This window comes from Enterobacter cloacae complex sp. CDL013 (genome assembly GCF_049238805.1).
GTDB lineage: Bacteria > Pseudomonadota > Gammaproteobacteria > Enterobacterales > Enterobacteriaceae > Enterobacter > Enterobacter hormaechei_C.
The window spans coordinates 242,624-255,382 of record NZ_JBMKGT010000006.1 but is presented as its reverse complement, the minus strand read 5'-3'; the positions used below and the strand labels follow the sequence as shown (position 1 = coordinate 255,382).

Genomic DNA, 12,759 nt, shown 5'->3' with positions numbered 1-12,759 from the left:
GGCGTTTCAGCGTTGTTAACAACCGTCAGAAACTGTGTAAACTCCCGAGCCTGGACAGATAAATTAGAGGAGCTTTTATGAATCCGACATTGTTACGCGTAACACAACGCATTATTGAACGCTCGAAAGAGACCCGTGCTGCCTACCTTGCCCGCATCGAACAGGCGAAGAGTGAAACGGTCCATCGCTCACAGCTGGCCTGCGGGAATCTGGCCCACGGCTTTGCGGCCTGCCAGCCTGGTGATAAAGACGCGCTGAAAAGCATGTTGCGTAACAATATCGCCATTATTACCTCCTATAACGACATGCTTTCAGCCCACCAGCCGTATGAGGTCTACCCGTCTATCATCCGCAATGCGCTGCACAGCGTGAACGCGGTGGGCCAGGTTGCAGGCGGCGTGCCGGCCATGTGTGATGGCGTAACCCAGGGCCAGGACGGTATGGAGCTGTCCCTGCTGAGCCGCGAAGTGATCGCCATGTCGGCGGCAGTGGGCCTGTCTCACAATATGTTTGATGGCGCGCTCTATCTGGGCGTGTGCGACAAAATCGTCCCGGGGCTGGTGATGGCCGCGCTGTCGTTTGGCCATCTGCCAGCGATTTTTGTGCCGTCAGGCCCGATGGCTAGCGGTCTGCCAAACAAGGAAAAAGTCCGTATCCGTCAGCTGTATGCCGAAGGAAAAGCGGACCGTCAGGCACTGCTGGAAGCGGAAGCCGCGTCTTATCACGCGCCGGGCACCTGTACGTTCTACGGTACGGCCAACACCAACCAGATGGTGGTGGAGTTTATGGGGATGCAGCTACCGGGCTCGTCGTTCATCCAGCCGGATGCGCCACTGCGTAAAGCGCTGACCGAAGCCGCAGCCCGTCAGGTGACGCGCCTGACCGGTAACGGCAACGAGTGGATGCCAATGGGCAAAATGGTGGATGAAAAAGTTATCGTAAACGGGATTGTCGCCCTGCTGGCGACCGGCGGTTCAACCAACCATACCATGCACCTTGTCGCGATGGCGCGCGCGGCGGGCATTTTGATTAACTGGGATGACTTCTCCGATATCTCCTCTGTGGTACCGCTGATGGCGCGTCTGTACCCGAACGGTCCGGCGGACATCAACCACTTCCAGGCCGCGGGCGGCGTGCCGGTGCTGATGCGCGAGCTGCTGAAAGGCGGCCTGCTGCATGAGGATGTCAACACGGTGGCGGGCTTTGGCCTGCATCGCTATACCCTTGAACCCTGGCTGAACAACGGTGAGCTGGACTGGCGCGAAGGAGCGAGCGACTCGCTCGATCCTCAGGTTATCGCAACCTTCGAACAGCCGTTCTCACCTCACGGCGGTACCAAAGTGCTGAGCGGTAACCTTGGACGTGCCGTGATGAAAACTTCTGCCGTGCCGGAAGAGAATCAGGTGATTGAAGCCCCGGCGGTGGTGTTTGAAAGCCAGCACGACGTTTTACCTGCCTTTGACGCGGGTCTGCTTGATAAAGACTGCGTGGTCGTGGTGCGTCATCAGGGACCAAAAGCGAACGGGATGCCAGAATTACATAAACTTATGCCGCCGCTTGGTGTATTATTGGACCGCCGTTTCAAAATTGCACTGGTGACCGATGGACGCCTCTCGGGGGCATCCGGTAAAGTGCCTTCAGCGATTCATGTCACCCCGGAAGCCTACGACGGCGGCCTGCTGGCGAAAGTGCGTGATGGTGACATGATCCGCGTTAACGGTCAGACAGGCGAGTTAACCCTGCTGGTGGACGAAGCAGAGCTGGCGGCGCGTCAGCCACATATTCCTGACCTGAGCGCATCCCGCGTGGGTACCGGACGCGAAATGTTTGGTGCGTTGCGTGAGAAACTCTCCGGTGCGGAGCAGGGCGCAACCTGTATTACGTTTTAAGACGACTTGATTTTAACGATCTGGCGAGAGAAAACTCTGATGAAAAACTGGAAAACAAGTGCAGAAGCAATCCTGACTACTGGCCCTGTCGTGCCGGTTATTGTGGTAAACAAACTGGAGCACGCTGTCCCAATGGCGAAGGCGCTGGTTGCGGGTGGCGTTCGTGTTCTGGAAGTGACCCTGCGTACGGCCTGTGCGATGGATGCGATCCGTGCTATCGCCAAAGAAGTGCCGGAAGCGATCATCGGTGCAGGTACGGTTCTGAATGCGCAGCAGCTGGCGGAAGTGACCGAAGCGGGCGCACAGTTTGCCATCAGCCCGGGGCTGACCGAGCCCCTGCTGAAAGCCGCAATCGAAGGTTCTATTCCGCTGATCCCGGGTATCAGCACCGTTTCTGAACTGATGCTGGGCATGGACTACGGCCTGAAAGAATTCAAATTCTTCCCAGCTGAAGCGAACGGCGGCACCAAAGCGTTGCAGGCGATTGCGGGCCCATTCTCCCAGGTGCGTTTCTGCCCAACGGGCGGCATCTCTCCGGCAAACTACCGTGACTACCTGGCGCTGAAAAGCGTGCTGTGCATCGGTGGCTCCTGGCTGGTTCCGGCGGATGCGCTGGAAGCAGGCGACTGGGATCGCATCACTAAACTGGCTCGCGAAGCGGTAGAAGGCGCGAAACAGTAAGTTTGTTTGCCGGGTGTCGGCTGCGCCTAACCCGGCCAGCCAGACAGTTAAAACGGGCCTTTCGGCCCGTTTTTTTATCCTGCTACGCTGACGTTCGCAGCCGCTATTTTCGCTCTCGCGACGGCTTCGTCCACGTTTTCCCCGGTTGCTAATGCCACGCCCAGACGACGGCTTCCGTCGATCTCCGGTTTGCCGAACAGTCTGACCTGTAAGCCTGCACCAACCGCACCTTCGACGTTATCAAAGGTGACATTCTGGCTGGTCAGCTGCGGCAGGATCACCGCGGAGGCTGCCGGGCCGTATTGACGGATGCCGCCAACCGGCAGGCCGAGGAAAGCGCGCACGTGCAGCGCGAACTCGGAGAGATCCTGTGAAATCAGCGTAACCATCCCGGTATCGTGCGGGCGAGGGGAGACTTCGCTGAAGATCACCTCGTCGCCGCAAACAAACAATTCCACGCCGAACAGGCCGTAGCCGCCCAGCGCCAGCACCGTCTTGCGGGCGATCTCCTGCGCGCGTGCCAGCGCCAGCGCGCTCATCTGCTGCGGCTGCCAGGATTCTCGATAATCGCCGTCTTCCTGACGATGACCAATCGGGTCGCAGAAATAAACGCCGTCCACGGCACTGACGGTAAGCAGGGTAATTTCGAAATCAAACTTCACCACGCCTTCCACGATGACGCGCCCGGCACCGGCACGACCGCCCTGCTGGGCATAGTCCCAGGCCTGGTCCAGCGTGCTGCTGTCGCGGATAAAGCTCTGCCCTTTGCCGGAGGAGCTCATTACCGGCTTAATGATGCACGGGTAGCCAATCTCTTCGACGGCCTGGAGAAACGCAGCTTTATCCCCGGCAAAACGGTAGCTGGAGGTCGGGAGCTGTAATTCTTCTGCCGCCAGGCGACGAATGCCTTCCCGGTTCATGGTCAGTTTTGCCGCAGTGGCGCAAGGCACTACGCGCTGGCCTTCCTGCTCAAGGGCAACCAGCATCTCAGTGGCAATGGCCTCAATTTCAGGCACCACGAAATCCGGTTTTTCATCGGCAATTAACGCCCGCAGGGCATTGCCGTCAAGCATATCGATGACGTGCGAGCGATGCGCAACGTGCATGGCAGGGGCGTTCGCGTAACGGTCCACCGCAATCACCTCCACGCCCAAACGCTGGCATTCAATGGCCACTTCTTTACCCAGTTCACCCGATCCCAACAGCATGACGCGCGTCGCGGCAGGGCGCAGCGCGGTTCCTAAAAGAGTCATAAAAATCCCCCTGAAAAAGATGCGGGTAGTATAAACGAAAACGTTTTCGTCTGTCTTGTATGGGGATAACCGGACAGGGGGGAAATTTGCGCTTCTTTAGCACTGACAGACATTTCCTGACACCCGCTCGCTTAGGCTGTGAAGGTTACGCACTGTTACGTGAGGAAAAATATGTCAGGCTGGATGAATCAACTGCAATCCCTGTTGGGACAAAAAGGCTCGTCGTCGGGCGAGCAGGGTCTAAGCAAGCTGCTGGTGCCGGGTGCGCTTGGCGGGCTGGCCGGTTTGCTGGTTGCCAATAAATCATCGCGGAAACTGCTTACCAAATACGGTACCGGCGCGCTGCTGGCGGGCGGAGGGGCTATTGCAGGCTCCGTCTTATGGAACAAATACAAAGACAAGGTGCGCAGCGCGCATCAGGATGAACCGCAGTACGGGAAGCAGGTATCACCGTTAGATTTACGCACCGAGCGCCTGATCCTCGCCCTGGCCTTTGCAGCCAAGAGCGACGGGCATATTGATGCCAGTGAACGTGCCGCAATTGAACAGCAGATGCGGGAAGCGGGCGTTGAGGAGCAGGGCAGGGCGCTGGTGGCGCAGGCCATTGAACAGCCGCTCGATCCGCAGCGTCTGGCGCAAGGCGTGAAAAACGAAGAAGAGGCGCTGGAACTCTATTTTCTGAGCTGTGCCGCCATCGATATCGATCACTTTATGGAGCGCAGCTACCTGAACGCCCTGGGCGATGCGCTGAAGATCCCCCAGGACGTTCGCGAGGGAATTGAGCAGGATATTCAGCAGCAGAAGCAGACTCTCGCGGGCTAGAAGGCCATGTTTCGCTTGCATCATACGCGTGTTTTGCCAACCTTATAGGATGTAAAACGAAAAAGTAAGAATGCCATGCCTCCAAAAGCCCGACGTACTCCTTATGCGATCACCACGCATGGCGATACGCGTATTGATAACTACTACTGGCTGCGGGACGATTCTCGTTCCCGGCCAGAGGTGCTCGACTATCTGCACGAGGAAAACGACTATGGCCGCCAGGTCATGGCCAGCCAGCAGGCGCTTCAGGATCAGCTCCTGAACGAAATGGTGCAGCGTATCCCCCAGCGTGATGTCTCTGCCCCGTGGTGCAAAAACGGTTATCGCTATCGCCATATTTATGAGCCGGGAAACGAATATCCCATCTACCAGCGCCAGTCTGTGCTGAGCGCCGAGTGGGACGAATGGGAGATCCTGCTGGATGCCAACAAACGTGCTGCCCACAGTGAGTTTTATACGCTGGGCGGCATGTCCATTTCCCCCGATAACGCCATTATGGCGCTGGCTGAGGATTACCTCTCCCGCCGCCAGTACGGTTTGCGTTTCCGCAATCTTGAAACGGGAAACTGGTATCCCGAAATGCTGGATAATGTCTCCCCCGATTTCGTCTGGGGTAACGATTCAGAAACGGTCTACTACGTTAAAAAGCATGCCTCAACGCTGCTGCCTTATCAGGTCTGGCGTCATACGGTGGGGACCGATTCCGCCGACGATGAATTAGTCTACGAGGAAAAAGACGAGACGTTCTATGTCAGCCTGCACAAAACGTCGTCTCGCCACTACGTGATCATTTTCCTCTCCAGCGCCACCACTTCAGAAGTGCTGCTGCTGGATGCAGAGCTGCCGGATGCGCAGCCGCTGTGCTTCCTGCCGCGCCGTAAAGATCATGAGTACAGCCTGGATCACTTCCAGCACAGCTTTTACCTGCGTTCGAACCGCGAGGGCAAAAACTTTGGCCTTTATAAAACCAAAGTGCGCGATGAACGCAAATGGGAAGTGTTAATTCCCGCGCGCGATCAGGTGATGCTGGAGGGGTTCACCCTGTTTACCGACTGGCTGGTGGTGGAAGAGCGTCAGCGCGGACTGACCAGTATCCGCCAAATCAACCGCAAAACCCGCGAAGTGGTGGGCATTGCGTTCGATGACCCGGCTTACGTAACGTGGATCGGCTTTAACCCGGAACCGGAATCGTCCCGCCTGCGGTACGGCTATTCGTCGATGACCACCCCGGATACGTTGTTTGAACTGGATATGGACACCGGGCAGCGTCAGGTGATTAAACAGGCTGAGGTCCGGGGTTTTGAGTCGGAAAATTATCGCAGTGAGCACCTGTGGGTGAGCGCACGCGACGGCGTTGAAGTCCCTGTATCGCTCGTCTATCACAAGGCGCACTTCAACAAAGGTAAAAACCCCATCCTCGTCTATGGCTATGGCTCCTATGGATCAAGCATGGACGCCGATTTCAGCAGCAGCAGGCTGAGCCTGCTCGACCGCGGTTTTGTTTATGCGATTGCCCATATTCGCGGGGGCGGCGAACTGGGTCAGCACTGGTATGAAGACGGAAAATTTCTCAAAAAGAAAAATACCTTTAACGACTACCTTGATGTCTGCGATGCGCTGATCGCGCAGGGTTATGGCGATCCGCAGCTCTGCTTTGGCATGGGGGGCAGCGCCGGGGGCATGCTAATGGGCGCCGTCATCAACCAGCGGCCTGAACTGTTTAAAGGCGTTATCGCCCAGGTGCCGTTTGTGGACGTGGTGACGACCATGCTGGATGAGTCCATTCCACTGACCACCGGGGAGTTTGAGGAGTGGGGGAATCCGCAGGATGAAACCTATTATCGCTACATGAAAGAGTACAGCCCGTACGATAACGTCGAGGCGAAAGCCTATCCGCATATGCTGGTGACCACCGGCCTGCACGATTCCCAGGTGCAGTACTGGGAGCCCGCGAAATGGGTGGCGAAGCTGCGTGAGCTGAAAACTGACGATAATCTGCTGCTGCTGTGTACCGATATGGACTCAGGGCACGGAGGGAAATCAGGGCGATTTAAATCCTATGAAGGGGTGGCGCTGGAGTACGCCTTTTTGATTGGCCTGGCGCAGGATACGCTGCCAGGCCGGGCGGGGACTCAGGCTTCGCCTAAATAATGCTTCAGCGTCAGGCGCAGTTCCGGGCTCATTCTGTCGAGGTTGTTGTACAGCCAGCGCAGATAGCCCGGATCTTTGTCCGCCACTTCCGATACTGGCTTCCCGCGATATTTACCGAACGTAAAGGTAGTCAGTAGCGCGGGGCGCCCGGTAATGGTCGCCATATCGTCTGGCGTCCAGCCGGAAGTATTCATGATATCAATCAGGAGCGCTGCGGTGATGTAGCAGTCATAGAGGGCACGGTGATGATGCAGCCCTTCCGGCGTCCGCACGCTGAGTTTGCGCGACTTATACAGCGCCATATTGCTGTATTTGATCCCTGGCCACAGACGGCGCGCCAGCTTCATGGTGCAAATCCATTCGCCGGGCATCTCCGGCAGAACGCGGCGGTCAAAGCTGGCGTTATGGGCGACATACCACTGGCTACCGTGGTAAAGAGGGATGATCTCTTCAATCCACGGCTTATCCGCCACCATCGATTCCGTAATGCGATGTATAGCCATCGCCTGCGCACTGATGGGACGATCCGGGCGCACCAGATGGCTCATTGGGTTGACTATCTTTCCGTCAATCACGTCGACAGAAGCGACTTCCACAATTCCACCCTGCAAATCACAGGTTTCGGTATCGATAACGCGCAGCATTGATCGCTCCTGATCCTAAAATGCCTAGCCTAATGGAATGATATCGCCTTGCCAACCCTGTTGGCCTAAAGAACCGGTTAGCAGCAGTTCTCCCTTATCGGCACGTACAATCAGCTGACCTTTTTCATCCCATAACGCGCTACCGCCGCGCGCGTTCGCCATTAATACCGCGATGGCGTACTTGTGCGCGAAGCGTTGTAACGAACCGATCGATTGCCGCCAGCGGTGCTCGCCCACGGCCAGGCTGCTGGTGAACAGCGTTGCCTCCGGGTCCAGTTCCGGGGCGTCAGCCTGGTTATCCACGATGGTTAACCGTTTATCGCCAGGAATAACACCCGCACCGTTGCCCTGCGGATAACGCCGGATGGTCGACAGGTTAGGGGTGAAAAGCGCGAGTCCTTTCTGGCGCTGGCCGTGTTGCTGGAGCGTAATACCGGCAATCACCGTGATGAAACGTGACTGGGCGGCGTGAAGGAGGGAGGCAAGCTGCAAATCGTCAGGAGGTGGTGGTAAGGATGTTCCGCCTGGGCCGGTAAGCGAAAGCTCCGGAAAGACGATCAAATCGCACCCATGCCAGGCAGCTTCGGCAATAAAGTGCAGGTGATGTTTTACGTGCTCATCAACACAGTTGTGCCGCGGGGCATACTGAGCCGCGGCAATATTCCATCGTGACATCGTGACTTCCTTATACACTAAGTCGCTGGGATTTTAAGATTACACCTAAATTTATCAGGGTTTTCTTATCCTGCCACATAACGCGTAAGGAAGTGTAACGAGACGTTAAGCTTATTTAACTTTAGGTTCGTACGGCAGGCGCGAGAGATTGACGGAGGCGAGGCGATGCGCAATGAGACGTTCGCGAAACCAGTCGCGCAGATGTGCGGGTTGTTCACGCTCTACCACTTCAGCTACGACGGGCATGTTGTAACGCTCTTTGAATGCGACACCCGCGGCGGCGAGATCGACATTCACTTTGTCCATCTCGTCCTGAGGAAGGGCGGCCAGGTTAACGTTCATTTCCTTCTCCTTTTTCTGCGGCGGCAACGTTACCGCGATTGTTCAACGATGACAAGGGAGCAAAGGATGTTCCTCGACTCGTTAATTATACAGAGTTATTCTTTAGCATTCAGGCATAACGAAAAGGAATGATTGTGATGCACTTTACCCCTTCCCGCGTCGCGTGCGCGCTCGCATTTCTGCTCTCTTCAGCAACCGCGACCTCAGCTCTGGCCCATGCGCATCTTAAGCAGCAATCCCCGCAGGAAAATACCGTTGCGGTGGCACCAGAGGTCATTACCCTGAACTTCTCGGAAGGCATTGAGCCTGCCTTCAGCGGCGTGGTGGTGACGGACGCGCAGCAGCACAAGATCCAGACCGGCGCGGTGAAGCGTGACGAGAAGGATAACGCAAAGCTGATTGTTCCTCTTGAGAAACCGTTGCCGACCGGCACCTACACGGTGGACTGGCACGTGGTCTCCGTGGACGGCCACAAAACCAAGGGCAGCTATCACTTTAGTGTGAAATAGTATGCTGGCCCTGAGCTACGTCGCGTTACGCTTTATCCATTTTGCTGCGCTGATGCTGCTTTTCGGCAACGCGCTTTACAGCGTCTGGTTTGCACCGTCTTCGTTGCAGCGCCTCATGACCCGGCGTTTCCAGCGGCAGCAGAAACTCGCGGCCTTAATCAGCCTGATGGCGGCTCTGCTGATGTTTGGCCTGCAAAGTGGGTTGATGGGCAACGGCTGGGGCGATGTCATTCGTCCGGCGGTCTGGCGCAGCGTGCTGGGAACGCAATTTGGCGGCGTCTGGTTGTGGCAAATGGTGCTGGCCGCTGCGACGGCGGGCGCTGCATGGCTTACCCCGCAAAAAGGCTCACGGCTGTTACTGCTCGTGATGGGGCAGCTGGTGCTGTTGGCGGGCGTGGGACATGCCGCGATGAACGGTGGCGCACCGGGAGCATTGCATCGTCTCAACCATGCGCTTCACCTGCTCTGCGCCGCGACCTGGGTGGGTGGTTTACTGCCGCTGCTGTTTTGTATGCGTCTGGCGAAAGGCCGCTGGCAGCCAGCCGCTATCTTTACCATGATGCGCTTCTCCCGCGTGGGGCATTACGCCGTGGCAGGCGTGCTGCTGACCGGGATAATCAATACGCTCTTTATTGTTGGCATAAACGTGCCGTGGCATGCGCCTTATGTCCAGCTGTTGTTGTTCAAATGTGCGCTGGTCATGATGATGGTGGCAATTGCGCTGGCGAATCGGTATTTTCTTGTGCCACGCTTTCGCCCGGAGGCCGGGCGGGAACAACAGATTTTTATCAGGATGACACAGGCAGAGGTGGTGCTGGGCGCGCTGGTACTGGCGGCCGTCAGCCTGTTCGCGACCTGGGAACCCTTCTGACAAGGTTAAATAACATATGAAAAAGACACTGCTTTCTCTTTTACTTCTCACCTGTGCCAGCAGTGCGCTGGCCGCGCCGCAGGTCATCACCGTCAGCCGGTTTGAAGTGGGCAAGGACAACTGGGCATTTAATCGTGAAGAGGTCATGCTCACCTGCCGTCACGGTAACGCGCTGTATGTCATCAATCCCAGTACGCTCGTGCAGTATCCGTTAAATGACGTAGCGGAGCAGCAGGTGGCCAGCGGGAAAAGTAACGGACAGCCTGTCAGCGTGATCCAGGTGGATGACCCGGCAAACCCCGGGCAGAAGAAAAGTCTGGCACCGTTTATTGAGCGCGCTGAAAAGCTCTGCTAGCCGTCAGGTTTCCAGTAAAAAAAAACCGCAGGTGCTTGTAAAAGCTCTGCGGTTTTTCACATTTAGTGATGTTCTGACGCTTTTTTTCAGACCACTTTTACTGTGGACTGGAAAACCTGACGTCGTCATCTATTCTTAAAGGGCAAGGCGATTGAGCCTGCATTAATGCCAACTTTTAGCGCACGGCTCTCTCCCAAGAGCCATTTCCCTGGACCGAATACAGGAATCGTATTCGGTCTCTTTTTATCTATTTGTTTCTCAAGGGTTTTTTCGGTCTCAACACGAAATCCCCCGAAAATTACTCGAATATTCCATATCCTGTCTAAACCATAACATACTCTGCACCGCGTGCGTCCAGGTATTTTTTGGTCATTGTTAAATTTTTGTGGCCGAGTAAACGTTGAGCAAACTCTTCTCCACGCTCCTTTTCATATAGCCTGCTCGCCAGGCTTCTGATCTCATGGAAAGGAGGTGGGTTAGGGCCGAATTTTAACCCGGTCGAATCCCTTATCTCTGCAAAGGCCTGGGTGAGTCCGTCGGGAGTTAGCGGCCCCGGCTTTCTCCCGCCGCGGCGAACCGGAGAGTAAAGCATGAAGTCGGAAGGGTTGTTCACCCGGCATCGATCAATGACATCCTGCAACACAAGCCCGGCGACGTCCAGCCTCAAATCAAGGGGAAGTGCCAGTTTGTGACCTGTTTTCTCCTGCGTAACGAAAAGCCTCCCATCTTTAATGTCACTGAACCTGAACAGTGAGATATCCTCCCGCCGCTGGCCGGTGACCAGTGCAAGATCGCATGCGTTTGGCGCCCATTCAGAATGAGTTAATGCAGCCTGGCGGATGAGCGTGAATTGTTCGAGCAGCAAGCGTTCTCGCTTAACTTTCGGTGTCGGCGTTCGCGTCGGTTCTGCCGGGTTCCTGTCGACATGTCCTTCCACAATCGCCTCCCTGAAGATGTCCATCAGCACAGACCTGAGCCCGGAAGCCATGCTCTTTTTATCGCAGAGAATATACGCTTCAAGGAATGAAGCGATGTCCTTTGTCGTGACAGAAGCGAGGGGAATTTTGCCGAACTCTTCCTTAATGGTGGCGATCTGGTTTCGCCTGACCTTCATCGTGTTTGGTTTCAGCTCGCGCCGCTCGAGAATTACCTCGTAACGCTCAAGCCATGCGGCCACTGTGAAAGTGGGCACGTCTTTTATGCGATCCAGGAGAGAAGAGGGAAGGTAATTCTGGTCGATGTAGTTGTTGGCCTCAATGGCCTGGGCAACAGCATCCTTGCGATCAATCCGGCCAAGAGAAATCTCCTGCCCGGTCACCGGATTGCGCCAGCTGTAAAGTCTGTCTCTTTTACGATAGGTCAGGTTACGGGGCAGGTTAGCGTCGTAACGTACTGGCCTTTTCGCCATGAGTCAGTCTCTCCAGTAAGGTGCCGCCGGACGGCAGTTTTGTGTGTTTCGGTTTGGCGCGCAGATTCTTCTTGCGCGGATCCACGTAGATAGCGTCAGGCTGAACCTTATATTCCTTTCCGTGCAGCTCCGGAGCGGGATAAATTCGCCCCTCCCGCGTCCATCGGCGCAGAGTAGAAAGGGATGGTGGAGTCGTGTAGACCTCAGCAGCCCATTCCTGCAAGTTGAGAAGCTTAGCCATGAGAACTCCTTAGCCGCCTGGCATTATATGCGAGGCCGCGTTGACGTGTTGATTAATCGAAATCAGGCAATAAAAAACCGCCCGGAGGCGGTTAGATTTAGTGCTGAGTAGAGTCAAAATTACTTTATTTTCAGTGCTCTTTTAGCTTCCTGCACAAGCCCATCCAGTAATTTTTCTGATGCCTCAAGATCTTTTTCAGCGCCATCAAGGGAATTGATGGCATCATCCCTAAAGTCTGAGCGAGTAACGGCTCTCTTTTTGACGAAATCATTCAATAACTTAGAGGCCTTTGGGGTTAGTGTAAAATCAGAAAGTTGAGCTATGCGCTCAAGTTCCTGTATATCCTCCCAATAAAGATCCGTGAGTAATTTTTCCTGTTCAGGAGGATGCCTGTTAAAAGTATCATCCTGTTCCTGCATGAGGCTTAATTCTAGATTGAGAAAATAGCAGTCAGTCATTTTGACTCTATATGCTTTATCGATTACATCAGTGAATGAGGCCAGGCGTTTTTCCCACCACTTTTCCTTGTAAAATCTGTTAAGAGCAAATTTAGCGGTTAAGAATGCAGCTGCAATACCGGTTACCAGCCCAATGATTATTTTTGAAGCTAGGTCGTAATATTCGAACTCGGTTCCATTCATGAGCGTATCCTTATGATTGTGATTAACCCCTTAACCAAAACAATTTGCATATTACTTCACCTATAAATTTTTGACTTGAATTCTTTCTCTTCCTGGCACTCCGCACACGTCTGGCAGCCGGGAACGGCAGCGCGCCGCGGCTCGGGAATTGGTTCGTCGCATTCTTCACAACGCTCAGCTGATACGGCTTTGCGGTCGATGCGGTGAGCTGAAAGGGCAGCGTTACGCTGAATCTCTTCAATCTCTGCTGCGGTATCGATGATGTCGGCCATGGTCA

General features: G+C 55.2%; 15 protein-coding genes. 7 read left to right on the top strand and 8 right to left on the bottom strand.

Going from position 1 to position 12,759, the window contains the following annotated elements; genetic code table 11:
- Window positions 1-77: 77 nt before the first annotated feature.
- The gene (edd, locus tag ACOTXD_RS14300) at window positions 78-1,889 is read left to right on the top strand and encodes a phosphogluconate dehydratase (RefSeq protein WP_045329873.1); all 1,812 of its coding nucleotides are present in this window, start codon (window positions 78-80) and stop codon (window positions 1,887-1,889) included.
- 39 nt (window positions 1,890-1,928) lie between these two features.
- Window positions 1,929-2,570, top strand: a complete 642-nt coding sequence (gene kdgA / locus ACOTXD_RS14295; protein WP_040117787.1) for a bifunctional 4-hydroxy-2-oxoglutarate aldolase/2-dehydro-3-deoxy-phosphogluconate aldolase — start codon at window positions 1,929-1,931, stop codon at window positions 2,568-2,570.
- Window positions 2,571-2,644: 74 nt separating this feature from the next.
- On the opposite strand, the gene purT is transcribed toward kdgA, so the two are convergent.
- On the bottom strand, window positions 2,645-3,823 hold the full coding sequence (purT, locus tag ACOTXD_RS14290; protein WP_061856492.1) for a formate-dependent phosphoribosylglycinamide formyltransferase: 1,179 nt from the start codon (window positions 3,821-3,823) through the stop codon (window positions 2,645-2,647).
- A 171-nt stretch (window positions 3,824-3,994) separates the two neighbouring features.
- Here purT and ACOTXD_RS14285 point away from each other — a divergent pair, with 171 nt between their 5' ends.
- Together ACOTXD_RS14285 and ptrB are read left to right on the top strand one after the other, a co-directional pair.
- Window positions 3,995-4,645, top strand: coding sequence for a tellurite resistance TerB family protein (locus tag ACOTXD_RS14285; protein ID WP_061856491.1), 651 nt, complete (start codon window positions 3,995-3,997; stop codon window positions 4,643-4,645).
- 75 nt (window positions 4,646-4,720) lie between these two features.
- A complete protein-coding gene (gene ptrB, locus ACOTXD_RS14280) occupies window positions 4,721-6,796 on the top strand; it encodes an oligopeptidase B (protein ID WP_023314339.1) in 2,076 nt (691 codons plus the stop codon).
- On the opposite strand, the gene exoX is transcribed toward ptrB, so the two are convergent.
- The 3 genes from exoX to ACOTXD_RS14265 all read right to left on the bottom strand — a co-directional run bounded on the left by exoX (window position 6,778) and on the right by ACOTXD_RS14265 (window position 8,457).
- Window positions 6,778-7,440, bottom strand: a complete 663-nt coding sequence (exoX, locus tag ACOTXD_RS14275; protein WP_015570288.1) for an exodeoxyribonuclease X — start codon at window positions 7,438-7,440, stop codon at window positions 6,778-6,780. The two genes, ptrB and exoX, sit on opposite strands and share 19 nt — an antisense overlap.
- Window positions 7,441-7,464: 24 nt before the next feature.
- Complete coding sequence (locus tag ACOTXD_RS14270) at window positions 7,465-8,115, bottom strand: carbon-nitrogen hydrolase family protein (protein WP_061856490.1); 651 nt, start codon at window positions 8,113-8,115, stop codon at window positions 7,465-7,467.
- 111 nt (window positions 8,116-8,226) lie between these two features.
- Window positions 8,227-8,457 (bottom strand): DNA polymerase III subunit theta, encoded by a 231-nt coding sequence (locus tag ACOTXD_RS14265; RefSeq protein ID WP_003859784.1) that lies wholly within the window; start codon window positions 8,455-8,457, stop codon window positions 8,227-8,229.
- A 137-nt stretch (window positions 8,458-8,594) separates the two neighbouring features.
- On the opposite strand from ACOTXD_RS14265, the gene yobA reads away from it, so the two are divergent.
- Genes yobA through ACOTXD_RS14250 form a run of 3 tightly spaced genes read left to right on the top strand, consistent with a single transcriptional unit; the run spans window position 8,595 to window position 10,192 of the window.
- Window positions 8,595-8,966 (top strand): CopC domain-containing protein YobA, encoded by a 372-nt coding sequence (yobA, locus tag ACOTXD_RS14260; protein ID WP_045329847.1) that lies wholly within the window; start codon window positions 8,595-8,597, stop codon window positions 8,964-8,966.
- A gap of 1 nt (window position 8,967) precedes the next feature.
- Window positions 8,968-9,837 carry a copper homeostasis membrane protein CopD gene (gene copD, locus ACOTXD_RS14255; protein ID WP_045341063.1) on the top strand — a complete coding sequence of 290 codons (870 nt, stop codon included), beginning with the start codon at window positions 8,968-8,970 and terminating at the stop codon, window positions 9,835-9,837.
- A gap of 16 nt (window positions 9,838-9,853) precedes the next feature.
- Window positions 9,854-10,192, top strand: coding sequence for a YebY family protein (locus tag ACOTXD_RS14250; RefSeq protein WP_048240591.1), 339 nt, complete (start codon window positions 9,854-9,856; stop codon window positions 10,190-10,192).
- Between the two features lie 322 nt (window positions 10,193-10,514).
- On the opposite strand, the gene ACOTXD_RS14245 is transcribed toward ACOTXD_RS14250, so the two are convergent.
- The 4 genes from ACOTXD_RS14245 to ACOTXD_RS14230 all read right to left on the bottom strand — a co-directional run bounded on the left by ACOTXD_RS14245 (window position 10,515) and on the right by ACOTXD_RS14230 (window position 12,754).
- Window positions 10,515-11,600: a tyrosine-type recombinase/integrase gene (locus tag ACOTXD_RS14245; RefSeq protein ID WP_063158908.1), complete on the bottom strand. Its 1,086-nt coding sequence runs from the start codon at window positions 11,598-11,600 to the stop codon at window positions 10,515-10,517.
- On the bottom strand, window positions 11,569-11,841 hold the full coding sequence (locus ACOTXD_RS14240) for an excisionase (protein ID WP_023300430.1): 273 nt from the start codon (window positions 11,839-11,841) through the stop codon (window positions 11,569-11,571). The genes ACOTXD_RS14245 and ACOTXD_RS14240 overlap by 32 nt, the downstream gene beginning before the upstream one ends.
- Window positions 11,842-11,960: 119 nt before the next feature.
- Complete coding sequence (locus ACOTXD_RS14235) at window positions 11,961-12,482, bottom strand: hypothetical protein (RefSeq protein ID WP_045350980.1); 522 nt, start codon at window positions 12,480-12,482, stop codon at window positions 11,961-11,963.
- A gap of 56 nt (window positions 12,483-12,538) precedes the next feature.
- Entirely contained in the window at window positions 12,539-12,754 is a 216-nt protein-coding gene (locus tag ACOTXD_RS14230) for a TraR/DksA family transcriptional regulator (protein ID WP_063158907.1), read from the bottom strand.
- Between the last annotated feature and the right edge of the window lie 5 nt (window positions 12,755-12,759).